The organism is Paenibacillus sp. N22P23, from assembly GCF_059383735.1.
Genome location: NZ_JBXENT010000012.1, coordinates 62,649 through 88,632 on the forward strand (window position 1 = coordinate 62,649; position 25,984 = coordinate 88,632).

25 protein-coding genes are annotated in these 25,984 nt (G+C 49.5%); 4 read left to right on the top strand and 21 right to left on the bottom strand.

What is annotated here, in order from left to right; all coding sequences use genetic code 11:
• Positions 1-10: 10 nt before the first annotated feature.
• The 7 genes from AC506A_RS28090 to AC506A_RS28120 all read right to left on the bottom strand — a co-directional run bounded on the left by AC506A_RS28090 (position 11) and on the right by AC506A_RS28120 (position 8,934).
• On the bottom strand, positions 11-1,750 hold the full coding sequence (locus AC506A_RS28090; protein ID WP_495464318.1) for a sensor histidine kinase: 1,740 nt from the start codon (positions 1,748-1,750) through the stop codon (positions 11-13).
• Positions 1,751-1,862: 112 nt separating this feature from the next.
• Positions 1,863-2,744, bottom strand: coding sequence for a carbohydrate ABC transporter permease (locus tag AC506A_RS28095; RefSeq protein WP_495464319.1), 882 nt, complete (start codon positions 2,742-2,744; stop codon positions 1,863-1,865).
• 14 nt (positions 2,745-2,758) lie between these two features.
• Complete coding sequence (locus AC506A_RS28100) at positions 2,759-3,658, bottom strand: ABC transporter permease (protein ID WP_495464320.1); 900 nt, start codon at positions 3,656-3,658, stop codon at positions 2,759-2,761.
• An 84-nt stretch (positions 3,659-3,742) separates the two neighbouring features.
• Positions 3,743-5,401 (bottom strand): extracellular solute-binding protein, encoded by a 1,659-nt coding sequence (locus AC506A_RS28105; protein WP_495464321.1) that lies wholly within the window; start codon positions 5,399-5,401, stop codon positions 3,743-3,745.
• 135 nt (positions 5,402-5,536) lie between these two features.
• Entirely contained in the window at positions 5,537-6,811 is a 1,275-nt protein-coding gene (locus AC506A_RS28110; RefSeq protein ID WP_495464322.1) for a Gfo/Idh/MocA family protein, read from the bottom strand.
• Positions 6,812-6,946: 135 nt separating this feature from the next.
• Positions 6,947-7,936, bottom strand: a complete 990-nt coding sequence (locus AC506A_RS28115) for a Gfo/Idh/MocA family protein (RefSeq protein WP_495464323.1) — start codon at positions 7,934-7,936, stop codon at positions 6,947-6,949.
• On the bottom strand, positions 7,933-8,934 hold the full coding sequence (locus AC506A_RS28120) for a Gfo/Idh/MocA family protein (protein WP_495464324.1): 1,002 nt from the start codon (positions 8,932-8,934) through the stop codon (positions 7,933-7,935). Before AC506A_RS28120 ends, AC506A_RS28115 begins: the two co-directional genes overlap by 4 nt.
• Positions 8,935-9,123: 189 nt before the next feature.
• Between AC506A_RS28120 and AC506A_RS28125 the strand changes: the two genes are divergently transcribed.
• A complete protein-coding gene (locus tag AC506A_RS28125; protein WP_495464385.1) occupies positions 9,124-9,960 on the top strand; it encodes a helix-turn-helix domain-containing protein in 837 nt (278 codons plus the stop codon).
• Positions 9,961-10,172: 212 nt separating this feature from the next.
• On the opposite strand, the gene AC506A_RS28130 is transcribed toward AC506A_RS28125, so the two are convergent.
• The 8 genes from AC506A_RS28130 to AC506A_RS28165 all read right to left on the bottom strand — a co-directional run bounded on the left by AC506A_RS28130 (position 10,173) and on the right by AC506A_RS28165 (position 15,608).
• Positions 10,173-11,504, bottom strand: a complete 1,332-nt coding sequence (locus AC506A_RS28130) for an ABC transporter permease (RefSeq protein ID WP_495464325.1) — start codon at positions 11,502-11,504, stop codon at positions 10,173-10,175.
• Positions 11,497-12,399, bottom strand: a complete 903-nt coding sequence (locus tag AC506A_RS28135) for an ABC transporter ATP-binding protein (RefSeq protein ID WP_495464326.1) — start codon at positions 12,397-12,399, stop codon at positions 11,497-11,499. Before AC506A_RS28135 ends, AC506A_RS28130 begins: the two co-directional genes overlap by 8 nt.
• A gap of 3 nt (positions 12,400-12,402) precedes the next feature.
• The gene (locus tag AC506A_RS28140) at positions 12,403-13,302 is read right to left on the bottom strand and encodes an ABC transporter ATP-binding protein (RefSeq protein WP_495464327.1); all 900 of its coding nucleotides are present in this window, start codon (positions 13,300-13,302) and stop codon (positions 12,403-12,405) included.
• Complete coding sequence (locus tag AC506A_RS28145) at positions 13,295-13,729, bottom strand: GntR family transcriptional regulator (RefSeq protein ID WP_495464328.1); 435 nt, start codon at positions 13,727-13,729, stop codon at positions 13,295-13,297. The genes AC506A_RS28140 and AC506A_RS28145 overlap by 8 nt, the downstream gene beginning before the upstream one ends.
• Positions 13,730-13,757: 28 nt before the next feature.
• Positions 13,758-14,480, bottom strand: coding sequence for a hypothetical protein (locus AC506A_RS28150; RefSeq protein ID WP_495464329.1), 723 nt, complete (start codon positions 14,478-14,480; stop codon positions 13,758-13,760).
• A 147-nt stretch (positions 14,481-14,627) separates the two neighbouring features.
• A complete protein-coding gene (locus tag AC506A_RS28155; protein ID WP_495464330.1) occupies positions 14,628-14,876 on the bottom strand; it encodes a hypothetical protein in 249 nt (82 codons plus the stop codon).
• 21 nt (positions 14,877-14,897) lie between these two features.
• Positions 14,898-15,113: a hypothetical protein gene (locus AC506A_RS28160; RefSeq protein WP_495464331.1), complete on the bottom strand. Its 216-nt coding sequence runs from the start codon at positions 15,111-15,113 to the stop codon at positions 14,898-14,900.
• Between the two features lie 132 nt (positions 15,114-15,245).
• Positions 15,246-15,608: a hypothetical protein gene (locus tag AC506A_RS28165; RefSeq protein ID WP_495464332.1), complete on the bottom strand. Its 363-nt coding sequence runs from the start codon at positions 15,606-15,608 to the stop codon at positions 15,246-15,248.
• A gap of 107 nt (positions 15,609-15,715) precedes the next feature.
• Between AC506A_RS28165 and AC506A_RS28170 the strand changes: the two genes are divergently transcribed.
• Both AC506A_RS28170 and AC506A_RS28175 read left to right on the top strand, forming a co-directional pair.
• Positions 15,716-17,326, top strand: coding sequence for an alpha-amylase family protein (locus AC506A_RS28170; RefSeq protein WP_495464386.1), 1,611 nt, complete (start codon positions 15,716-15,718; stop codon positions 17,324-17,326).
• 467 nt (positions 17,327-17,793) lie between these two features.
• Positions 17,794-18,156, top strand: a complete 363-nt coding sequence (locus tag AC506A_RS28175) for a hypothetical protein (RefSeq protein WP_495464333.1) — start codon at positions 17,794-17,796, stop codon at positions 18,154-18,156.
• Positions 18,157-18,219: 63 nt separating this feature from the next.
• Here AC506A_RS28175 and AC506A_RS28180 read toward each other — a convergent pair whose 3' ends face one another.
• Both AC506A_RS28180 and glcD read right to left on the bottom strand, forming a co-directional pair.
• Entirely contained in the window at positions 18,220-19,776 is a 1,557-nt protein-coding gene (locus tag AC506A_RS28180; RefSeq protein ID WP_495464334.1) for a (Fe-S)-binding protein, read from the bottom strand.
• A complete protein-coding gene (gene glcD, locus AC506A_RS28185; RefSeq protein ID WP_495464335.1) occupies positions 19,769-21,184 on the bottom strand; it encodes a glycolate oxidase subunit GlcD in 1,416 nt (471 codons plus the stop codon). Before glcD ends, AC506A_RS28180 begins: the two co-directional genes overlap by 8 nt.
• A gap of 137 nt (positions 21,185-21,321) precedes the next feature.
• Between glcD and AC506A_RS28190 the strand changes: the two genes are divergently transcribed.
• Positions 21,322-22,047, top strand: a complete 726-nt coding sequence (locus AC506A_RS28190) for a FadR/GntR family transcriptional regulator (protein ID WP_495464336.1) — start codon at positions 21,322-21,324, stop codon at positions 22,045-22,047.
• 68 nt (positions 22,048-22,115) lie between these two features.
• Here the strand turns inward: AC506A_RS28190 and AC506A_RS28195 are convergent, their stop codons facing one another.
• From AC506A_RS28195 to AC506A_RS28210, 4 genes are read right to left on the bottom strand one after another with little or no spacing between them, the layout of a single operon-like run.
• A complete protein-coding gene (locus AC506A_RS28195; RefSeq protein ID WP_495464337.1) occupies positions 22,116-22,670 on the bottom strand; it encodes a D-lyxose/D-mannose family sugar isomerase in 555 nt (184 codons plus the stop codon).
• A gap of 8 nt (positions 22,671-22,678) precedes the next feature.
• Positions 22,679-23,968, bottom strand: coding sequence for a carbohydrate kinase family protein (locus AC506A_RS28200; protein ID WP_495464338.1), 1,290 nt, complete (start codon positions 23,966-23,968; stop codon positions 22,679-22,681).
• A 2-nt stretch (positions 23,969-23,970) separates the two neighbouring features.
• A complete protein-coding gene (locus AC506A_RS28205) occupies positions 23,971-25,131 on the bottom strand; it encodes a Gfo/Idh/MocA family protein (protein WP_495464339.1) in 1,161 nt (386 codons plus the stop codon).
• A 1-nt stretch (position 25,132) separates the two neighbouring features.
• Entirely contained in the window at positions 25,133-25,981 is an 849-nt protein-coding gene (locus tag AC506A_RS28210) for a class I fructose-bisphosphate aldolase (RefSeq protein WP_495464340.1), read from the bottom strand.
• Positions 25,982-25,984 lie beyond the last annotated feature (3 nt).

Below are 25,984 nucleotides of genomic sequence, written 5' to 3' on the forward strand. Positions count from 1 at the left end.
CCCCTCCCTGTCATGTCCTAAGCTTAATCTGCACGTGCAGTCCGCCAAGACGAGATCTTGCAAAAGTAAGGCCACAGTCCTCCCCGTAACGTAATTGAATGCGTCTGTGAACGTTTACGATGCCGATCGAGCTATCGATTTCATCCATCTCATTGGTGATTTTCCCGTTCAATAGTTCGATCATGGAATCACCCAAACCATTGCCGTCGTCCTCCACATGCATGAGAATCTCATCGACGTTCTTTTCAAAATGAATCCATAGATTCCCATCGCCCTCTTGATGCTCAAAAACATGCTTGTACACGTTCTCGATGATTGGCTGAAGGACAAAGCGAATGACGGTCCCTTCGTTTACGATCCATTCAGGTATCTGAAACTCGACTTTTATGCGATCGCCTAGACAAACAGTCTGGATATCCACATAAGTGCGAGCATGATTGATTTCTAGTTGAAACGGAATTTCATCCGGCTTGTCGCGCGTTACGATTTGGAAATAGTTACCCATATTCATACAGAATTGATAGGCTTGTTCCGTATCTACTCTCTTGATCAACCGAGACATGACGAAGAAGCAATTATATAAAAAATGCGGATTGATTTGTGACTGCAGTCGCTTCAATTCTGATCGTTGACTTCTGATTTCCTGCTCATAAACCTCCTGGATCAAGCATCTTAACCGTTCTACCATTTTGTTAAATCCCCGGTATAAATTACCGAACTCATCATTGCGATTGGTCGGCAAGACTGGATACGTGTGAACGTCCCACGTTCGATTAAAGGCATAAATAAGCTTCCTCATCGGACGCAGGATCACTTTATTAATGGAGTAGGAAAAGAATATGATGATGATGACGGAAACGCTGGACATCACCCAAAACCAGTTTTTGAGAGTTGTCATCGGACCGAGCATATATGCTTCTGGTGTAAACGTCACGAGATAGGTATTGATCGCGGGTGAAAATCGATAAGATACGATGGTTCGCTCCTTATTAAGGCTCATGGTCGTCAAGTCGCTCTGAATTCCCTTGTCCTGCTGGCTTTGTAAAAACGACTTTATTTCCTCAACCTCGGTTTTGTTCCCCTGATCGCTAATCTCCCAATTCTGCTTCAAATTAATAAGTACTGCATTCCCTTGACCGGGTCTTGCTACGGAGTATAGCATGTCTTGTATCTGCTTAATCGACAGTTCGATGCCGAGCACGAACAATGGGCTTCGTTTCACATTCGCCGGATACGCCAGACTCAGAAACAATCGATCGTGCCAGTAAATGATTGGGCCGCCGCTATTCTGCTTCCTCAATGCTTCGAATTCCGGCTCATTGATACCTTCATCGTAATCAGCTTGCGTGACCGTCCTTCCGATCAAGGGGATGTAAGCTTTGGCAGCGGCTATATACAGGCTGGAATACTTCATTAAGTACAGCCGTCTTTGCAGCGCGTTTACAAGTTCTATTCGTTCGTACTGACTAATTTCATCACCAATCGAACTTAGTTTCCGAAGATCCTGATCGACGACATATTCGGGAAGTGAATCCGAAATTCGACCAATCTCACTCTCCAGCATATTCATAAAATAATCCGTTCTGGCCTTCATAGACTCCGACATTTCGTATCGGATTCCGTCCGATCCCTTCACGTTAATTCGCAAGGTAATTAGATAAAGAGGCGTAATAACCAGGAAAAAAGTAAGAAACAGCTTTATAAAAATAGAAGGAGTTTTCAACGATTCCAACTTTTTCATTATGTTCATAATATCCACACCCGCTCAACCCATACTCGGAATCACAATTTCCACGCTAATTATGTCATGAGCGCATAAGCTTAAGCAATGAATATCTGAATGGCTGCCATCCTGAACTCACTTATTCCTTCACACTTCCCATTACTATTCCTTTTGTAAAAAAGCGCTGCAAGAACGGGTATATGATCAGAATAGGTACGGCTGCAACAAAAATTTGTGCGGCTGTACTCGTTCGATCAGATAGTCTCAACATATCGAGATCATCCGCGGAGATGAATCTGAAATCTTTCTTAATAATGACTGTCTGCAAAAAAGTTTGCAGCGGGTAATGTTCGGGGCGGTTCATCAGCACGAGCCCGTCAAACCAACTGTTCCAATGTCCTACAATCGTAAACAAGCCAATCGTCGCTAGCGCGGGGGCAGATAGCGGCAGATAGATTTTAAACAAAGTAACAAAATGGTTAGCGCCGTCTATTTTAGCTGACTCTTCCAATTCTTTAGGTAAACCACGATAAAAGTTAAGCAACAGAATGACATTAAACACCGGTACAGCTCCAGGCAAAATAAGCGCCCAAATCGTATCCAAAAGTCCTGTGGATTTGATCGTCATATACCACGGAATCAAGCCGCCGCTAAACAATATCGTAATTACAAAGTACCAGGCATAGCCAGTTCGAAAGAGAAAATGACTGGACTCCTTGGATAAGGGGTACGCCGCCAGCACAGTTAACAGCATACTGATGGACGTGCCTAGCAGCACTCTTTTCATCGTAACTAAGAACGCTGTGAAATACTGCGGTTTGTTAAAAATATTTTGATAAGCTGCAGTCGTAAATTCAACGGGCCATAGGGAAACTGACCCTGACGAAGCAGCTGCGCCCGAGCTAAAGGATAAAGCAAGTATATGAATCATGGGTAGAATACATAGCAAGGAGAGCGCGCCAAGAAAGATATAATTTATAATCAAGAAAAGCGATCTGCTCCGCGTTAGTTGATGTATCATAAGGCGACTCCTCTTTAAAATATTCTGTAATTCGCTAGCCGGTAAGCAAGGAAATACGAAAGCGAAATGAAAACCAGAGATACGAGCGATTTAATTAGACCGATCGCCGTCGCTACACCATATTGGAACTGTTCCATGCCAAGTCGATAGACGAGTGTATCAATAATATCTCCACTCTCATACACTTGCGGGCTATACAAATTAAAAATTTGGTCAAAACCAGCATTCAGTACATTACCTAAGCTTAATGTCGCTAATAAGATAATGACGGGCAGCATACCTGGCAGTGTAATATGCCATGTTTGCTTCCATCTTCCTGCACCATCCATCGAGGCAGCCTCATATAAAGAAGGATTAATTGATGTTAGCGCTGCCAAATAAACAATTGTACTGAAACCAAACTCTTTCCAAACGTCAGATATTACGATAACAAAAGGAAACCATTGATTGTTCCCCAGAAAGTAAATCGGATCGATTCCCAGCATGCCTAGCACCTTCGCCACAATCCCCGTCGAAGGTGAAAGAATATCGATCAAAATACCTCCGAGCAGTACCCATGACAAAAAGTGCGGCAAATAAACGAGTGTTTGAAATACTCTCTTGAACAGTACCTTACGGATCTCGTTCAACAAAAGGGATACGATCAGCGGCACAATCAAACCAGCCACCATTTTCATTAGGGCGATGCTAATCGTATTGAATAATACACGTTGAATATCGGGGTACTCTAGAAAAAACTGAAAATTCTTCCATCCAACCTTGGGTGAATGTAAGATCCCTTTCGAGGGAATAAACTTTTCGAATGCAATCGTAATACCAAACATGGGGATGTAGCTGTAAATAAAAAGAAGGATGACACTTGGAAAAATCATCAGATGCAGCGACCACTCACGGATCAACCTTTTACCCAACATATGTTTCACCTCATTGATGATCTAATAGCGAATAGAAAAACGATAGGAGGGTTGCCCCTCCCATATCGTTATAACGAGCTTTCGTTATTTTTGCTTCGCATACCAATCGTTGACTTCCTTCGTGATCTCCTCACCGCCGAGGTTTTTCCATTCGGTCACGAACTTGTCGAATTCATCGACGGATACTTGATTCATAACGATTTTAGTGAATATCTCCTTCTCTTTTGCAACCAGTATCCCTTTTTTATCCTGCATCGTTTGTGTAGGTGCTCCAAAGAATTGATCCTGCTCAAATCGATTTTCCTTCGAATATTGCGTCATGATCGAGAAGGATCCACTTGGCTTGGCGATCATCCAGTGCAACCAGCCGCTAATGTCACCATTCAAATAGTTTTGTGCCGCATTGTAACGATTGATCAAGTCTGGATCATTATTCAAACCACTAGGATCTTTCGACTCAATGGCTTTAGGAAGCGTAGTACCCGCTTGAATATAACCATCCTGTGCTAAAACGCGGATCGGATTGGCTTTGAAATAGAGCTTACCTTTATCTTCAAGTTCTTTCCCGTTATAGTACACCTTCTCTTTATCCGTCATTTTGAGCTGTACTTTGACCCACTGGTTTATCATTTGAATGACTGCTTCCGGATTTTTGCAGTTTTTCGAAACAACCACATACCCGTTAACGCCTAAACCGATCTGTGTTTTGGCAACAGTTCCATCAACCGATGGCAGTCCATATACTTGCCAATCCTGAACCAATTTGTTGTCTTTGATCGCTGCACTTGCTAATGGCCACGCGCTTAAATAGAAACCACCGTAAGCCATCCCAATTTTATTAGCTGCAACCAGTTCATTTTCTTTATCCGGATCCTTCGTACCAAATTCCGGATCGATTTGACCTGATTTATACATATCCTGCAGTTGTTTCAAAGCCACTTTTGTCTGAGGTTGAATACTACCATAAACGAGCTTACCGTCCGCATCTTTCAGCCAGATTCCTGGATAGGAATGGTAACCGTTCATAAATCCGGTGATTCCATAATCATCAAAAAGTTCTTTGTGCAATGTGAGACCGTATGACTTCCCAGTCCCTCCAGGATCCTTTTTCGTAAATTCCTCGGAAATTTTCAGTACATCCTGCATCGTTTTAGGCTCGGGCAGATTCAGCATGGTCAACCAATCCTTACGAACCCATAGATAATTCGACGAGTTATATGGGCTGTCCGTAAGCGGTATTGCAAGCAATTTACCATCTACTTTTGCGGATTTCATCTGAACCCCGCCATCTTTCGTAAAATGCTCTTTGGTTTCGTCGCTGGCGTATTTATCAAATACTGTAGTCAAATCCATAATCATATCGGCATCAATCAATTGTTGCAGTTGAACCTGGTCATTAACAGAGAAGAAATCGGGAATATCATTGGATGCAATCATCATGTTAAGCTTTTGTTCAAACTGTTTCGAATCTGCAACCCACAAATTCTTAATACGAATACCCAAATCTTTTTCGTAGGCGTCGTAAACGGAGTTTTTGTCCATCGACTCACCTTGATCCCATTTAATATCGGATGGATTACTGCGAACTGTCGTCAACTCGACTACTTTTTTCCCTAAACTATCAGTTGACGTTGGGTTAGACGTGCTATTTGTTTCTCCCGTGGTACCGGAATTGCAAGCACTTGAAAGCACAAGCGTACATGCGACAACACCAAAAGCCGTTGTTCTCTTCCACATCTTCATTGTGTGTGTCCCCCTAAATGATTCTCAATATTAATCCGACTTCATTAATAATGATAGAGCTCAGGGCAATGAAAATCTATTTACCCGTTTTTACTTTATATACGATTATTTACTTGTTTCCCTATAACCAATGGATTAATCCTTACGAACGGAAGTCGCATCCATAATTTGTTTGGCGAATTCAGCAATCTCGATGGATCTCCCTTTGTTTAAACGTGATTCCTCCGCCGCAAACGCCATCAAGTGACTGCGTACCGAAGCCGTTGCGGACGTCAAGCTTTCCCCACCTATATACGTGCGGACTTCGCTTATGAAGCTGCTCATAACCCCTGCATCCCCACCGCCGTTGCCGCTGCTAGGTACATGAATTGAAATTTCATTCTTCTCTTTCGTTACGAAATCGTGCACGATGATTTTATCGTCATGGCCGCTAATTTGACCCTTCGTGCCCATGATTTGGATGACCCTTTCCTGCTCCATTGTGAATCCACACATGCTGAAGGTAGCCGTGGAACCGTTCGCAAACTCCATGTTCACAACCTGATGGTCCACCACATTATTATCAGCTTTATACACACACCGCCCATAGGGGGACGTTTGCAGTCTTTTTACGATCGCTTCTCTGCTGGCATCCTGTGTGAAATGCCAAGCCCAGCCCTTGCCATCGCCTAGATAGAATCTCGGCGCCGAATAAGGGCATTGCGCTTCCACTGCGCAGCCATCCAAACAACGATCCGTAGAGCCTTCCGGCGCATTGCCAGAATGAAAATGCATCAACGAGCCATACGAGCTGACTCGAACGCATGGCTGGTCCATCAGCCAGGATAATATGTCCATGTCATGGCAGGATTTCGACAGAATCATCGGACTTGACGTATCGGAGTTGTTCCAGTTGCCGCGAACGAAACTGTGTGCAATATGCCAATAGCCAACGTTTTCGTTCAGCTGAATGGATACCACTTCGCCAATTCGTCCTTCATCAATAATCCGTTTAACCGTTGACCAGAAGGGGGTATAACGCAGCACGTGACAAATCGTCAGCAAACGATTGTTTCGCTTTGCCGCCTGCTCCATTTCGATGCATTCTCGCGGGTCTGGCGACATCGGTTTCTCGAGTAGAACATGATAGCCTTTATTGAGAGACTGAATCGTCGGCTCATGGTGCATACGATCCTGCGTACAAATCATCATAATATCCGCTAATTGCGGCTGCTCGAGCACTTCTTCCCAAGAAGCAAAGCATAGTTCTGCGTGTATTTGATGATCTTGCGCAAACTTCTCGCGTCTTTCTTTATCCGGCTCGGCTACTGCGACAATCTTCAATTCATGCGGGTAATCGAGTGCGTAAGGCGCATAGCTTCGAGCACCACGGGATCCTGCTCCAACAAGTACAGCTGTCAATGTTTTCATGATCTTTCCTTCTCTCTATTCTTTAATTTTGCTCAATCCGACAACTTGCCATATTTCGTATTCTCTTTTTCGTATCCGCATCAATAAAAAAAAAACCGGAATCCTCTGTTTCCCAAGGAATTCCGGTCTTAATGTTTACTCTAAAGATACCGGTTGCCCAAACGCTGCTGATTTGTATCCAGCTAACGCAACAATCGTTGAACGCAAGCCATCTTCTCCTGTAATTGGCACCTGTTCGCCATTCAGCAAGGCATGGACAAAGGATTTTACTAAGAGATCATCCATGGAGTCTCCCCAATAGGTCCATACACCTTTGCCAGTTTCTTCACTATACAGGTCATTTTTTTGCGCAAAACCATCGATCGAAAGTGTCCCCTTTGTCCCAATGACCGTCATGGTGACATCTCCCCACGTAGGGAAGACGGGGTTCCGTGACCAGCTTGTGTCCAAAACGCCAACAGCCCCATTTGCGAATTTGACATGGATCATTCCGGCATCATCAATATCGATCTTTTCGTGAAATAACGTGGCAGCGTAGGCGTATACTTCTTTCACTTCAGACTGGGTAAACCAATTCATTAAGTCCATGACGTGAACGGTATGATCTAATAAAGCGCCGCCGCCGGAAAGCTCTTTTTGAAGAAACCAGCCTGAAGGAAGTGAACCGCGATTAGTTCCCTTAATAGCTAAGATATCGCCAATCTGGCCATGATCAATGGCTTCTTTCGCTTTAATAACAGCTGCCAGGTAGCGGCAGGGAAACGCCGTCATAAGCTGGACTCCGTTTTCTTTACACGTAGCAATCATGGCTTCCATCTCTGTAACGGAGAGGCCAAGAGGCTTTTCACAAAGCACATGCTTACCAGATTTCGCTGCTGCTATGGTGATCTCTGCATGGCGAGTGTTTTCCGCACAGATCACAACCGCATCCACATCTGCGGCCAGCAAATCCTGATACTTCTCAAAATAAGGCAGCTCGTATTTGCTGATAACGTTCTCAACGCGGCTATAAAGCTCGTCTGCGATGCCAACGACTTCGACATTGGCCATTGCCCTAAGTGCATTCAAATACGAGTGAGCATGGCCATGAGCAAAGCTAATCATACCTACTTTTAATCTCTTCATGGTGTCACCTCTCCTAGCGCCCTGCCCCGTTGCAGCTGGATACATTTACCTGTTCGTACAGATTCCAGTGCAGCTTGGGTAATTTCTAACGCTTTATAGGCATCGTTCTCAGTTACGATTGGTTCCGTGCCTTCTCGTATGCATTGAATAAAATGTGCTAATTCCAAGTTATAGGGGCTAGTGAATCCTGGACTTTGAGGTACTTCTGCGAAACGTCGGTCTTCCGAGTCGGAAGGCGCTTTGCAAATTTGCAAGGAGCTGTTTTTCTGACTGTCGCTGCGAATAATGCCTTTGCTTCCAGCGATTTCTACAGCTGTTTGGAAAGGACCCTGATAGCCCCAGAAAGCTTCCAGATTCGCAACGGCTCCGCTTTCGAATAATAGCGTAACCAATGCGTAATCAATGTCATTCACACGTTGGTTAAAGCCATAGACAGACTTGACTTCCCCTATCGCCCAACGGAAGAAATCAATATCGTGAATCATGAGATCGGTAATAACGCCACCGCTTTTATCATCATCAAAGAACCAACGTCCGGGGTGAGAGCCAATGCGTTTGGCATGGACTACACCAACGCGTCCTAGTTTCCCATCATCGATCACTTGCTTCATTTGAACGTATTCGGGGAAAAATCGGACAACATGTCCGACAAAAAGCCGAACTCCATGCTGTTCACAACTGCGGATCATCTCTGCGGCATCTTCGAGATGTAACGCAAGCGGTTTTTCACAGATCACATGCTTGCCGGCGGCGGCTGCTTTCAATGTAAATTCTTTATGTAAATAGCTAGGTAATGTCACGCTGAGAATATCGAATTCTATTTCTCGCAGCATGGATTCAAATGAGGCAAAAGCCGTTGCTCCCGTTTTATTGGATAGTTCTTGCGCTAAACTGAAATCGATATCGCAGACGCCTACCAGCTTTACATCTGGGATATTCATGTAACCGCGGGCGTGCACATTTCCGAGCCCCCCGCAACCGACAATAGCTACTTTCATACTGCTTCACTCCTTATTTTCATCTTTCATAACGACTAACTACGTTATATGATATACACATTGTCGCTTATCCGAAATGCGGGCATTTATGCTTTTTATATCCATATTCGTGCTTGCTGAAAGTGTGGTGCCGAGCTATACATGCATATTTTCAAAGAACCGATTCCTTATCAAAACCCTTCACTCTGCATGAAAGTGTGGAGGTTCACGGATTCAAGTAAAGAGCGGACGAGCTCAAATACCTGGCATTATCACAATGAGGTTGAGTTCATATTGGTCGAGAAGGGTACCCACGAAATTCAAACACCGAATCATACCTACACGCTTCATGGAGGAGATGTGATGGTAATTGGATCTTCTCAACTGCACACTGGAAGAAAGCTCAGTGACAACGATCTCAGTTACATTGTGCTTCACATTGACTTCCGACCCTTTTTCGATCCGGCCATGATGATGTACTATCGGCATTTCCTGGAGATCCTTCATCCCTTAGAGAAGCTGAATTACATTTTCCAGGAAAACGAACATGTGAGAAAAGACATTGCAAGGATGATTTCCGAAACACATGAAGAGGTTATGGATAAAAAGAAGGGCTACGAAATCGCGGTTAGTATGCATATCAAGTATTTGTTGTTGATGCTTCTTCGCTATGATACGCGGGAGCTGTTAACGTCACAGTCGCATGTGGATGCGGATGTAGACGTGATTCGATCGCTCGTCACCTATGTGGATGAACATTTGACAGAGAAAATAGACATGGGAGTGGCCAGTCAACTTGCTGGCATGAGCTACTCCTATTTTTCGAAGTATTTTAAAAAGAAGATGGGATCGTCCTTTACGGATTATGTTAATCAGAAACGAATTTCTAAAGCGGAACGACTGCTCGTTACCGAAAACCGCAGTGTGAACGAAATTGCCGAGGCCGTAGGGATCGAAAATATGGCTCATTTCTACGAGCTATTCAAGCGATTCAATGGATGTACGCCGAAGCAATATGTAAGCAAAATGAATGGGAGGATAAACTAGAGCTCTACTAGCTGTTCACTAAACAGTATGATTTTTCGGACCAATCCATTGGCAACACTTATTTTTAAAGCAAAAAGTCAGTTAGATCAAGGGATGATCTAACTGACTTTTTATAGGTAGTCTCAATATTAAGTATTAGAAATCTCATCAGTTAGTGATATCAGTCTCATTTGTAGACGTTACCCACAATATAATTAACGTAACTGCTCCGCTTACTTATAAGCACGCATCGCCTTGCCAAGCTCCTTAAGCGACGGCTTCTTGCCATACATCAGCACGCCTGCGCGGTAAATCTTCGCGGACAGCCAGCCGAAGACAAGAATCGAAGCCAGCAGCGTCGCAATCGACAGCCATACTTGCCAGAGTGGCGGGTCGGACAGGCCGAGCCTTGAAACCATGGCATACGGCGCGAAGAACGGGATAAACGAACAGATCTTCATGAGCATCGATCCCGGATTGTTCATGCCGCCGAAGATGCAGATATAGAAGCCCGCAAGCGACAGCATGGTGATTGGCAGTACCGCTTGCCCTAGATCCTCCGTACGGCTGACAATGGAGCCGACGGCCGCGAACAGCGTAGCGAATAGGAAGTAACCCGTCAGGAAGAACACCAGAGCATATGTGGCGAGAACCGGATCGACATCCCTTAGCGAGATGCCCAGATCGCCGAGCTTATCCGCATTCTGCGGCAAGGTCATGTTAATCACGATGACTATGACGTATATCGCCATCTGCAGCAGTACCACGAGGAACATCCCGAAAATTTTGCCGAACATTGCTTTGAGCGGCGAAACGCTCGTAATGAGAATCTCCATGACGCGAGAACTCTTCTCGGCCGTAATTTCGCTGGCAATCATTTGGCCGCTGATCATGATCGACATGAACAGCATGATGATGATCACGTATACCGTTCCGAAATCCATTCCCTGCTGTGCTTTCGTTTTCCCTTGACCGATCGATCCAGCGCCTTCCACCGTTGAAATTTGCACGGAATCGAGCTCAATTGGCTTCGTTAGGAGCGCCTTCACATCATCGCTCAGTCCGCCTCCGCCAATGACCGCTTCCATTTTGACGACCTGGAGCGCAGTAGACAACGATGAGGACACCTTCGATTCCATCAAGCTCTCGGATTTATAGGTAATCGCAGGGAAACCGCTCTCCTTACCCGGCGAGAACTCAATATAGCCATGAATGACATCATCGGCCACAGCCTGCTTCATCGCTTTCTCATTGGCCTCCGCCGAACCGGCATCAGCAATCGGCACGAGCTTCAGTTCAGGTTTCTCCTGTTTCCCATAATAGTCATTCAACATGCTCGCAATACGAGTGGAGGTGAACAACTGCGATTTCAACTTCTCACTCGTGCTGTCCAAGTAGCCAACTGCAGTCGGCTTCCCTTCGCCGCTGAACTTATCGATCATGTAAGGTAAATTGATGACAATACTCATGATGACTGCAATGATAAGGGTCGTGACGAGAAAAGCCTTCCCTCTTACTTTATTCTTCGCCGTAAAACCGACAACCGTCCAGAATCCGCTATTCATGGCTCTCACCTACCGTCTTAATAAAGATTTCATTGAGCGTCGGTTCCAATATTTCAAAGCGATTCACGCCGGTTTGCGCCATCGCCAGCTCCAATACCGGGCGGCCAGCCGCCTCATCATTGATGAACAGCTCATAGCCGTACTCATGTCTTATCACATTCATGACACCGCCGATCGCGTCAAGTCCGGTAACGTCGCCATCGGTTGCCAGGATAATACGTTCCCGCGGAAACTGCTTCTTGAGGGCTTTCAGATTACCTTGAAGGACCGTATTCGATTTATGCAAAATCGTAATGTTGCGGCACAACTCCTCAACATGCTCCATCCGGTGCGTCGAGAACAAGATACATGAACCGGCATCGCGTAATTCCTTAACCGTCGACTTGAGCAGCTCCACGTTAACCGGGTCCAATCCGCTGAACGCTTCATCCATAATGACGATGCGCGGATGGTGGATGACAGCGGCGATGAATTGGATTTTCTGCTGGTTCCCCTTGGACAGCTCCTCTACCTTCTTGCCATAGTACTCCGGTACGCCGAATCGATCCAGCCAGCGCTTCAAGTTCTGGTCGGCATCCCGCTTAGACATGCCGCGCAGCTGTGCGAGATAGAGGATCTGATCGGACACCTTCACCTTCGGGTACAGACCGCGTTCCTCCGGCAAATAGCCGAGTCCCTTCAGCAGTTCTTTCCCATAAGCTTTGCCATCATATCGAATGCTGCCGGAATCCGGATAGATCAGGCCGAGCACCATACGCATCGTTGTTGTTTTGCCTGCTCCGTTGGCACCGAGCAATCCATAAATCTCTCCTTGTGCAACCTCGAAACTGATCCCATTAACAGCTGTCTTGTCCCCATATTGCTTAAAAACATGTTCAAGCGACAACGCGTTCATCTTCTACAAAACTCCTCTCGCATGTTCGATATGATGCAGCAAAATCTCATCGAGCTCCAGCTTCTGCTTGCTGATGAATCCCAGCTTCTGCTCTGCCAGCCATCTTTCTGCCTGCAATGCATCTTCTGTTACCACTTTGTAAGTAGTTCCGCCCGAGATGCTCGCATGCCGGTAACCGGGCATCTGCTTCCAATTGACCTTGGTTCCAGCGGCATCGATGTACATCACCTGCCATGCACTTAACAGCGTATCCTTCTCATAAATCCCAAGTACCTTGCCCTGCACCACAAACACAATATAATCGGCAAGCCGCCTGACTTCATCAACAATATGAGAAGCCATTAGAATGGTCCGATTGCCATGCTCCATATAACGATGCAGCACATCGATCATGGTCTTCCAAGCGATCGGATCAAGACCTGAGGAAGGTTCATCAAGCAGCAGCAGCTCCGGATGATGCGCCAACGTGAGGGATAGATCGAATTTCCTGCGCATCCCTTTAGACATTTTGCCCAGCTTGATCGCAGGGTCTACCTCGAAGCGGCGCAGCAGCTCCTGATACAGGTGAACATCCCACTTTGGGTACCACTGTCTGACGAAATCCGCCTTCTGATTCCCGCGCAGCCTATCCTCCAGATCGACTGGTTGCTCCGGCATATAACCAATTCTCGCCTTCAGCTTCGTATCATTCCCAAGCCCGACCTGCTCGCCCAACAGCTCGATTTGCCCGGCATCCGGTTTGGCAAGATCCAGCAGCAGCCGAAACAGCGAGCTCTTCCCCGAGCCGTTAGGACCCACTATTGCCGTCACGAAGCCGCTCGGAATGACCAGATCGATTGGACCCAGCTCAAAATTCGGCCTGCGCTGCACCATTCCTGAAATCTTAACAGCAGCATCACTCATCCTTGTCTGCCTCCCCACCATGAAGTAATGCCGCAGCGCTTGATTCCCGCTTCCTACGCAGCACGTCCAGCAGCATATCGACCAGCTCTTCATCGCTAAAATGTACGCGAAGCCCCGCATCCGCCGCCTGCTCCATGGCCTCCATAACCGCGGTTCGCCGCTGGCGGTCTCGTGAATCCGTGTCTACCTTTGCAACAAATGTCCCCGTTCCCTGCCGAGTGCGAAGCAGTCCTTCATTCTCTAAATCCTGATACACGCGCCGAACGGTGATGACGCTGCACTTGGTCTGCTGCGCTAATTCACGTATGGATGGAAGCAGCGTGCCTTCCGGCAATTGGCCACTGACAATGAATGCACGGAGCTGCACCTCGATCTGATGGTATAACGGCTCTGCACTATGTTCATTCAGCTGAATGGGTATCCACACCGTTCACACCTTCTCTCGCTTCATTACGCTATTCCAGCAAATTGCGTTTCGTATTTCGTTTCCGAATCAGTAGGCCGACCAGCGTGGAAACCACTATCCCCATGAGCACCGAAAGAATCGGCCAGAGAATGGAATATTCACGAGATACGTTGATGATTCTAATCATCAAATATGTATCTGTCAGCCATAACGCAAAGCCGATAAAGGCGTAAAGCAGTAAATAGCCGATGCAGATGACAACATAGATTCGCCCCTTACAAGTTGCCTCGAAGAATATATAGGTCGCTCCCGCCATCATTGCATAGCCATACCAGATAAACGAGAAGATGACATACTCACCTGGCGACATCAGCTCGCGAAGCTCATTTAGTGCTGCATATTGTAAGGTGAAGAAATACAATACAACAATGGACAATACAATCACAAACTGCAGCATTCTAGCCAAAATGATCATATTCCAGCTAATCGGCATCGTGCGCAGATAAGCAATGTTTCGCGTATACGTATCTCTTCCCCAGCATTGCAGAACACTTCGATTCATGAGAAACCCCATGGTAGGCAGCACGGACAAATAAACAAATTCAGATCCCAAGCCATTGCCGACTTTATCTCCTTGTACAAGCAAATCATCAAAAAAAGGCTGCATGAGAACGGCCATATAACTAGCAATCACGATCGTGAGCAGCAGTCCGACCCAGGAACGGCTTCCTTCAAATCGTAGTAATCTCCATGCACCCTGAAAGCTCGTCATCGTCTTATTCGCCTCCACTCTTCATACTGTGTATACTCATATATACAGTATAATCAGTCGAAAGCGAAGCTGTCAATCACATCCAGCTTTAAGATTTTATAAAGTAGGCCACCAACGCAAAAAAGCAGCTTCAACAGCCGCCCACTCTCATAAGCAAGCAAGCTTGCCATTATGAAAATAATAGATATCCTCCCGCTTGAACCCATACTCGCCATCCATTCGGCTGATATGCGGCTCAAAAGTGAACAGAATCGCTTCACTGAGCTTCATCGTGTTTCCCTGCTCGAAATATTTTCGATCATCCCTATGGAACTCAATCGTGTGGCCCACATGCAAATCATTCATTGTTGCTTTCGCGATCGATTGAACGTGACGGTAATTGGACAAGTGATCCATGTGCAGCTGAACCCACTTTCGTTACGATTTCTTCTTATACGCATATAAACCAATAATGCCAACGATTAATACGCTCACAGAAGATATTAATCGAAGGATTAATGCTCTTAGAACGGCAGCATCATCCGGCCCATTGCCTACTGGGCCAATCCGCGGCCGATACACATCCCAATAGGCGAGTATGGCCAAACAAATCATGATACACGCCACAACAATTGTGAACACGTAACGTTTCAACAGAATTTCACTCCCCACCTTTAGTCAGGTTACTCCATTATAAGAAACCGTTCACGCGTTTGTAAACAATTGGAAGCGCAAAAAAAACACCTCACCTGAGCTTCATGCATGCTCTCGCTTGGCGTTTGCAGCTTACTTGGAGCCCGGCTTTTCGTTCAACTGATTTACGATTCGAACAATCTCTTCCTGTTCTTTCAACTTTGCGGCAATATCATAGTAGATATCACTGAGCTGCGGCGGAGACTCCTCGTCATTATAAACACCCTGGAAGCTGCTCAACTGCTCATTTTTCAATCTGCGAATGGGAGGAAGCTTTGCGACCTCGCGTTTTAAGATAAAGCGAAGCAGCAATGCCGATACGAGCATAACAGTTCCCGACTTCCATGAATCCGTAAATCCCAACACCAACATCGCGAATAGAATCGCAGGATAGATGAACAACAGCGTAAAGAGCAGGATCAGAAGTTTGGTCAGAAATGACTTGAAAGCTTCCACGCCTACCACCCCACTCCGGTTGTTACTTATGTGTATGCCGGGAGGGGTTATCCGTATTAGAATAGAACCATAAATCGATTACATAAGGAGGCAATACTTTGACCGCTATGATATTGTCAGGCGAACCAAGCGCGATTGTCATTCGAACGGAGGACAAGTGGCAGACACTAGCCCACGCCGGAGCAGAGAGATGGGAAGCGGCAGGCCTGGCACTCACGTTGAAACGCACAGGGAATGTCATTTCGCTTGAGCTGGAAGCACCTGTTATACCCGTGCGCACAATCAAACTGCGCTGGAACGAAGCACCGGCAGGAAATCTGCTCATTCTCGGCGATCACTGGGAGCGCGGTTACGGGGACTTGGAATGGCGAGGTATTGTGCCGGAGCGCGTGATGCCTTGGTATTTTCTCGCTCACGATGGGCTGCGCACAGCCGGCTACGGTGTGAAGACGGGGGCAAATTCGCTCTGCTACTGGCAGCTCGATTCCGATGGCATAACGTTCACTGCTGATGTCACAAGCGGCAGCGGCGGCGTATCTCTTGGTGCGCGTACACTTGCTGTCGCCGATATCATCTATGATCCGGGCACGCTGGACGAGACGCCATTCACTGCAGCAAGGCGTTTCTGCGCCATGATGTGCGATAATCCTTTGATGCCGAAGCAGCCTGTTTATGGCGGGAATAACTGGTACTATGCCTATGGAGAAAGCTCGCATAGGGAGATTCTGGAGGATTCACGGTTTATTTCTTCATTATCCTCGAACACACGCAATCGTCCTTATATGGTCATTGACGATGGCTGGCAGTCCGCCAAAGATAACGGAGGCACCTGTAATGGAGGGCCATGGTTCGGCAACAGCAAATTTCCTGACATGGCACGACTAGCCGGTGAAATGAAAGAAATCGGCGTGAAGCCCGGACTTTGGTTCCGCCCGCTCCTGACGACGGAGAACGTACCTTCAGAGTGGATACGTTATAAGGAAGCCGCAACCGGAAGCAGCGTGCTCGATCCTAGTAATCCGGACGTACTGGCACATATTCGCGAATCGGTAGAACGAATGGTAGGCTACGGATTCGATATGCTGAAGCATGATTTCACGACGTACGACATGCTCGGTCAGTGGGGATTCACGATGAAATCAAAGCCGCATGCACTGCCTTACGCCTTCAGTGATCGTTCTCGGACTACCGCCGAGATTACGCTCGCGTTGTACCGTACAATTGCCGAAGCATCGGGACAAGCGGATGTCATTGGCTGCAATACCTTCAGCCATCTCTCTGCCGGACTGTTCGAGATTCAGCGAACCGGTGATGATACAAGCGGACGCTGGTGGGAGCGGACTCGTTACATGGGCGTGAATACGATGGCTTTTCGCATGGCGCAGCATGGCACCTTCTACAGCCACGATGCGGATTGCCTCGGCTTAACGAAGGACGTGCCATGGGCGAATAACCGAGAATGGCTGCGACTGCTTGCAGGCAGCGGCACTCCGCTGTTCGTCTCGGCCGATCCGGCCATCGTCACAAAGGAGCAGGAGCTCGCGCTGCGCGCCGCTTTCGAACTGGCCGCTCAGCCGCTGCCGGTCGGCGAGCCGCTGGACTGGCTTCGCACGACATGTCCAAGCCGCTGGGTGTTAGGCGGTGAAGAGACTTCGTTCCAATGGAACGAGGTCTCCGCGGAGCTGCTGGATGAGAAGGATAACGGCTGGTGGATCTAATCGTAAAATATAACGCAAGCCCCTGATCCTGATCAGGGGTTTCAGGCTGTCGATAAAGTCTCGACGGCCATTTTTTTATCTAAATTAACACATCAAAGCGTTAATTTAGAGTCCCCCCCTCCTCTCGCACTCCTCATTTGCATCCCGCGAAAATCTAACGAACCGTGGGGGCGATATTGGGCCGAATTTCGAGGCTTCGAGAATCTAACGAACCGTAGAGGCGTTATTTGGGGATAATCGGCTCCCAACTACGCCAAAACCGTCAAATAGAGCCCTACGGTTCGTTAGCATGTTTTCGGATCCATAATTGACCAAATAAGCGCCGTACGGTTCGTTAGAGTATTCCGCCCCGCTGATCCTGATCAGGGGCTTGTTTTTCTATTAATTAGCCAGTTATCTATAACCAAACTTGTCTCACTACCATATAGTAACTAGTAATAGTCACATGATATGAAGGAGGACGAGTTATGCCTATCTATGATTCCGGTCCCATCCCGAACAGTCAAATCCCACAAATCACAAGTCTTGCGATTTGTGTATTCACCACCAATCCACAGCCTGCTGTTGCTGCAATAGAAGTGTATCAAATCATGCCGTCCGGTAGCGGATCCAGTGAGAAAATCCCATATGTCATGAAGGTGGTATCGCTAAATCCGATCGGAGAACCCAACTCCAGCTATACGCTGGACAATGTATATGCGGGGGTCAATGTCTTCGGCGTTCGTATCGAGGCAAGCGGAATCGGGGGCAGTAACGTTGCTGTTGCCGTTTCAGCCACCAGAGACTATGCTCACGTCGAGGATTATTTCCTCATTGGCAGATGTGAGTGACCTATTAATTGCAGAAAAAACAGTCCGGGACGACTTTGAAGCCCGGACTGTTTCTTTATAGGATTATTCCGACTTACATATCCGCTCATGCAGAAAATCAACCAGATGCACGGCTTCCATCTTGCCGCTCATGCCATGCTTCTCGATGCCGAGCTTCATCTGCAGCAGACAACCCGGGTTGCTCGTGAGCAAGTAATGGGCATCTGTTTGCTTCACATGCTCCATCTTATGATCGAGAATTTGGCCGGCCATATCCGGCTGCGTCAAGTTGTAGATCCCTGCCGAGCCGCAGCAGCGGTCAGCTTCGTGGAGCTCGACGAACTCCGCATTCGCCACGCTGCGCATCAGCTTGCGCGGCGCTTCGGAGGAGCGCATCGCGTTGCGCAGATGGCAGGAATCCTGGTACGTTATGCGGACCTTGTCCGCGGAAGCGAAGCTAACACCGCCGCCGCAAGAGCCGCCACATCCGCCTCCGGCGGCGGTTTCGGCCGCTGCCGCGCTGGCGGTGCCGGCAATCGCCACGCTGCTGCCGCCGGCACTGACGGCAACCGCATCACTCCCCGGCTTCGCGCTGCCTCCGCCACAGCTCGGCGCGGCGGCAGCCTTGCTCGCCGCCATGGCCTGCGTCGCCGCAGTCTGCAAGCGGCCATGCTCGACGAGCAGCTTGCTCACATCTAACGTGCGCTTCGCAAACCAAGCCGCGCCTTCCGCCCACTGCGGATCATCGTGCAGCAGATGGTCATATTCCACAAGCAGCGCGCCGCAGCCGCCGGCATTGGAAGCGATCCAATCGACGCCTGCGGATTGGAACGCCTTAATGTTGCGCTTGGCCAGCTCCTTCGCACCTGATTGCTCGCCGCTGTGCGCATGCAGCGCGCCGCAGCAATTTTGCGTTTCGGGAATAACGACGTCGAAGCCCGCTTCATTCAGCAGTTCAACGGTATGCTTGTTCGTTTCCGTGAACAGCACATCCATAATGCAGCCCCGGAACAAGCCGACAGTGCCCACCCGCTCGCCTTTCGCCGGATGGAAGGAGCCGATCTGCTCCACAACACCGCGATACGAGGCATCCGGCAGGATGCTCTCCATTTGCCCCATATGGGAAGGAAACAGCTTCATGAGCCCGACGCCGCGAACGAGCTTCCGTAAACCGGACTGCTGATAGATTTGCAGTGCTCCGCCAAGCAGGCGCATTCGTTTCTGATGGGGGAACATTCCATTAAATGCAGTCTTCCGTGCTGCCTTCACCCACCAGCGGTGGCTCGTCGTATGCTGCTCGATGGAATCGCGTGCCTGCTCCAGCAGCTGCCCGTATTTCACATCCGCCGGACAAGCCGGCTCACAAGCACGACAGCCCAAGCAATGATTCATCTGCGTCTCGAAAGCGTAGTCCGGATCCATGATTCCGTCAGCCACCGCTTTCATAAGCGCGATTCGTCCACGCGGCGATTCCGCTTCAATGCCCGTTTCGCGGAAGGTCGGACACGCCGGCAAACAAAAGCCGCAGCGCATGCAATTGGTGAGCTGATCATAATCAAGCGTACGCTTCAGCGTCGTCGCGAGCTCACTGCATTTGCCGATTTCCTTGGAGTCCAGCAGGGAGACAAGGGAGTTAGCCATGGCCGAGCACCACCCTTTTGCGCGTCGATTTCGCGAACATTTTGCCCGGGTTCAAAATGTTGTTCGGATCAAAAGACGTCTTGATCGCGCGCATGATCTCCATGCCTGCCGCGCCTACTTTCCATTCCAAATACGGTGCTTTCACAAGGCCAACGCCATGCTCGCCCGTGATCGTGCCGCCGAGCGCAATTGCGGCCTCAAAGATTTCCTCGAAAGCCAGCTCCACACGGTGTATTTCATCCTTATCGCGCGCGTCGGTTGTAGCAGTCGGATGCAAATTGCCATCCCCCGCATGGCCAAACGTACAGATGGTCACGTTATGCCGCTCCGCAATCTCGTTAATCGCGAGCACCATCTCGGCGATCTTCGAGCGCGGCACCGTTGCATCCTCCAGAATCGTCGTCGGACGCAGTCTTGCCAGCGCCGTAAAAGCACTGCGCCGCGCAGTCAGCAGCTTCAGCGCCTCCGCTTCGTTCTCCGCTATCGTGACGCGCTCCGCATTCTCGCTCCGGCAAATATCCGCGATACGCGCAATATCACGCTCCACCATCTCCGGATCGCCATCCTGCTCAATGAGCAGAATCGCATCCATATCAAGCGGAAGCCCCAACTTCGCAAAATCATCCACGACTCGGATCGTCGGATTATCCAGAAACTCCAGCGTCGCCGGAATAATGCGGTTCTCGATAATCTTTGAAACGGTACGCGCCGCGCCATACAAATCTTTATACATCGCCAGCATCGTCTTCTTCGTCTTCGGCGGCGGGATCAGCTTCAGCGTCGCTTCCGTAATAACCGCAAGCGTTCCTTCCGAACCAACCAGCAGCTTCGTCAGATCATAGCCGGCAACATCCTTCATCAGCTTGCCGCCGGTACGAAGGATTTCGCCATTCGCGAGCACGGCTTCAAGGCCGATCACGTAATCCTTCGTCGTTCCGTATTTCAAGCCGCGAAGCCCGCCCGAGCACTCGGCAATATTGCCGCCGATCGTCGAAATCGCCATGCTGCTCGGATCCGGCGGATAGAATAGGCCAAGCTGCTCCACATGCGTAATAAACTGCTTCGTATTCAAGCCAGGCTGCACGGTAGCTGTGAGATTCTCGAGATCCACCTCCAAGATACGGTTCATTCGGTGCATCACCATGACGATGCCGCCTTCAACCGGTACCGTTCCGCCGCATAGATTCGTACCTGAACCGCGGCTGACAACCGGGATGCGGTGCTCCTGCAGCAGCTTCAATATGGCCGACACCTGTGCCGTATTCTCAGGATAGATCACGCCATCCGGCAGTGATTGCAGCATTGGCGTTCCATCGTAGGAATGCGTAATTAACGATTCCGGATCATCTTTGAACCACCGCTCGCCCACGATGGCGCGCAGCTTGATTTTGACCGTGTCATGAAGCATGAAAGAGTTCCCCCTCAACGAAAATAGATCAGGTCGTCTGATGACTTTGTTTTAAAAAAAGTATATCATAAGATGGAGAAATGTAACATTAGTAAATGGCCTGCATTTTGAGACTGCCACTCAGGAGGAACCTCCCTATGAATAGGAATGAACGTCCGCTCAAGAGTAATGAATGGGTTTCTCGCGAGCTTTATAATCGGATTACATCAGGTGCTATTCTCCCCGGCGATAAACTTCCGTCCGTTGTTGACCTCGCCGCCGAATATGGGGTCGGCCGCTCTACCATTCGCGAAGCATTGAGCGCTCTCAAAGCGAGAGGACTCCTCGATATTCGTCAGGGTGGCGGCACCTTCGTCAGATCGCCTGAACCCACGCAGCAGGAGGATAACTCCCCTGACGGCTTCAAGGAAGATTGGCTCGATCGCGCCGATTCCTTGCTTCAACTGCTGGAAGTGCGCAAAGTGCTTGAGACCGGCTGCGCTGCACTCGCCGCTCAACATCGCAATACTGACGATCTTGCTGCCCTGCACGAGACGCTGCAGCAAATGGAGCAGCGGCTGTCTGACGAAACCTTCAGCGAGCAGGCTGATGTCCTCTTGCATGAGCAAATCGCGGCCGCGACCCATAACCCGATGCTCATCGAGCTCATGAAGTCCCTTTCGATACGTCTGCATGAGAGCATGCGCGATACGCGTTCCCTCTGGTTCTACGCCGAACGTCAGTCCGCGCGCAGACTGCTCGAAGAACATATCGCCCTCGTTGAAGCCATCCGGCTGCAGGACGAAACACTCGCGTCCTCGCGCATGGAGATTCATCTTGCCAAGGTCGAGCAGGTGCTGCGCGACAAAACCGGCACCCTATAGCAGCAACCAGTATCCAAAATCAAAACCGGTACCCCATCGCGGAGATACCGGTTTTTGCTCTGCGCGACCTATAGATCCTCTTCGATGACAGGAATGCGCTTTACATTCGGATCGGTGAAAATATCGAATTCATCGCGGCTTGTGCTGGAGAACTCCGACACAATCGCTCCCTCTTGCCCTGCCTGGAACCAATGCTTCGTGCCAGGGGAGATGGTGTATTGCTCGCCCGGATTGAGCTCAATCTCATGGAAAACCGTGTAATAAGGTTCGCTGCCTGCCGGTACTTTCGCTTGAATCGCGGCAGTGGGTTCGCCTTCGACATACAGCCACACTTTACCGAATCGGCAGCGGAACGTTTCGAGCTTCCCAGGATCGGCCTCAACGGGCGGATGCAGATGCTCCGGACAGGTTTGGCCGGGGAATAATACAAGTTCCTTTGCGCAATAGCGATCATTATTAATATAGGTGATGAGTTCAAGCCCTTGCGATTCCAAATCCTCAAGTCCGAACGTAGCAACCTCGATATTGTCACGTTCCTCCGCTGTCAGCACTATACCGACTTGACCAAACAACTCCGCCGTCCGCTGCTGCGCAGCCCGCACTTCGCTTCTCTTCACACACATTCGCCTCCTTATAATTCAGCCAATCGCGCAGTCTTCGTTGCCGCTTCCCCCGGCCCATACCAAACGCCGTTAGCACCTTGCTCGGACGCCGCTTCTGCCCCTGCCGTAACCTCCACAACTTCGCTGCTCCAGCCGGGCAATCCCAGCGTCACCGCTTTCCTTCGCCAACCGGCAGCCATACGCTGCTGCACGGTGTCCCATGCCGGAACGCCGCTTGTCGCATCCGCATGCTCGACGTTGCTGGCGCCTACCGCAACCGCGCCGTTCAACACTGCTTCGGGGCTCAGCCCCTTAAGCAATCCGGCTATAAACCCCGCAATCGTGCAGTCTCCTGCACCGGTAGTCCCAGCTACTTCGACCTCAAAACAAGGCACGAGCAGCTCCCGGTCCAGCCATATGTCTATATCCGCAGGTACACCGGCACCCATCGCCGCGAGCTTCGCGCGATTGTCCGTTGTACGCAGATAGAGCCCATGCTCGCCCAGCTTGAGCACAACTACGCTGACACCAAGCTCCAACAGCTCTTGCGACAGCTCCCGCAGAAGCGGACCGTCTGCAAAAGGCAGCAAATCATTTGTATCATGAACAGCTAGCAGTCGATCGTACTCTTCACGCCGAAGCATATACAGAATCTCCTCGAAGCTGGGCAGGAACACATCCACATGCGGCAGCGCTTTCACAAATACGTTCCGCCAGTCCGTTAATCCTGCCGGCGACTCGGGGTCGGGTTTCGCCAAATCCAGCGATACCGTCAGCCCTGCACCTTTCACTCGCGATAACAGCTCCGCCAGCTCCGTTCCGCCGTCCTCGTACATTTTCCGCATCAGCGGCGGGTAGCCGAAATGAAACAACCGCGCGCCCGTCAGTGCCTCAATCGGCAAATCATCGGCTGAATACGTATCGTTAGCCCCCGTACAATGAAGGAAGATCCGGTCGATATTCGGCGGACTGATGACGAGCGAATAGGAGGTATGCTCGCCTGTGGCGACAATCATTCCATCCGCAAGCTCCTGACCATACCCGCGCAGCACATCCATGATCGCACCGCCGAACAAATCGTCGCCGATCTTGCCCATCAGCTTCGTTCCAAGACCAAGCCGGTGCAGCGCCAGTCCCGTGTTTGACACTGCTCCTCCGGTTGAAATAACGGCAGCGCCAATATCCACCAGCTTACCCGGAACGAGTATCGCGCCCATTCCGTCCTTCTTCGCCTGCATAGCAGGGATAACGTCCAAACAAATATGACCTGCCACCACGACTTCGACATCTAGGTTTGCGCGTACTGCGCTCGAGCCCAAGGTTAATCCCTCCAGTCGATCGTTACGGTTTCTCCGGTGCGCTGCGATTCAAGTGCCGCCGTAAATACGAGATGGCTGCCATGCGCTTCTTCCGGCGTTGCGCAATGAAACGGCTGCCTCATCCCTTCCTTGCCGCTGACCAGTTCATCACAGAACGCAGCCCACATTTGCAAAATCGAATCCGAAAACCCAAACTCGAAAATCCCGCCCGTAATCGTCCCATAAGCTGACTTGTACGGTACATCCACCGTATGCCAAGCCTGCTGCTTACCCGGCGAATAAGGGAGCGAAGAGACCTGCTTCGGATTTTTCGTGCTGAATTCCGCGGACATCTCCGTTCCTTGAATACGAATAAACCAAGTATTCGCATGTCCCGGCGCAATTCTCTTAGTCGAAAGCACCATCGGGAACTCTTGATCAGCCGTCTTCACTTCGCAAGCTAAGATCGCATTATCCCACGTTTCGCAAGGGACTTTATCGCCTTTGCCATCCGGCCGTTCGGAAACAATCTTGCTCAGCAAGGCACGCACGTTGCTCGGCTGCCAGCCGAATCGCATTGGCAAGTGAAGTACATGCATGCCCAGATCGCCCATACATCCGTACTCACCGTTAGTGGCAATGCGGCGTTTCCAATTGATTGTCTTCGTCGGATCGAGGTCGCTTGAATGCCAGAAGCCTGCCTCTACCTCGATAATTCGTCCGAATTTGCCTTCATTCACCCATTGGATAATCTGGTGTGCACCCGGATAGAATGGGAATTCCGATGAACAGCGGACAATCACCTCGGGATGCGCTACAAGCGCGGCATTAATGCGCGAGTTCGCTTCTTTATCGATACCGAAAGGCTTCTCGCCAAGCAAATGCTTGCCCGCGGCGATGATATCCACGTAGATTTGCGCATGCAAATTATGAGGAACAGCGCAGTATACGGCTTCAACATCAGGGTCGGACAGCAGCATCTTGTAGTCCGAATAAACACGTTCTACGCTTGGCACTTGGCGTTGAAACCACTCCGCCGCAGCCGGATTCGCATCACATACGGCTACAATGCGAGGTTCAAACTCGACTCCCTCTAGGTGCAGCCATCTTGCCGCCGCACTGGCGAACTCCTTACCCATCAAGCCGCAGCCGATGACCCCGAAACGAACGATCCGTTTGCTCATGCTATTTTGCACCCTCTCCGCCTAGAATAGCGAGCGCATCATATGCCGTGGCACCATGATGCACGATGGACATCAGAGCATTCGTCATGCCTGCCGGATTCGGATGCTGAATCACATTGCGTCCGTAAACGATACCGGATGCGCCTTGATTCATCAGTTCCACCGTACGGTTGACGATTTCTTCGTCACTCGCCCGACCGCCGCCGCGAACCAATACTGGGATACCGGAGGCTACCTCAATGACGCGGTGATATTCCGTCACATCGTCGCTTGGATCGGCTTTAATGACATCTGCACCAAGCTCCACGCCTTGGCGAACGAGCGGCATGATTTTGTTAATATCGCCGTCGACCATGTAACCGCCTTTCGCCGCATTCGGCAGCATAACAAGCGGTTCCACCATAAGCGGCATGCCATATTTCTCACATTCGCTCTTCAGCAGCGAGATGTTTCGCACACACTGATGGTGCAGCTCCGGCTGACCCGGCAGAAGCAGCAGATTTACACATACCGCGACAGCATCGAGCGCAACTGCTTTCTCAATCGCACGATCAACAAGCTCGCTGAACAAGAAGCGCGGCAGCTCTGTTCCATAGATATTCGCCGCATCCGTACGCAGTACAAGACCAGGCTTCTTCTTGCCGGGAACGCCTTGCAGCCATTTTGCCTGACCGATACTAAGCTGAATGCAGTCCGGATTCGCCTGCACGATCGTTTCTATCGCCTGCTTCATATTCTCAATACCGGATAGGAAGGAAAACTCATTGAAAAATCCGTGATCTACCGCTACATCAAAACACTTTCCTTGTTCGCTAAACATCCGATTGAGACGTGGTGCTGCCGATGCCATATC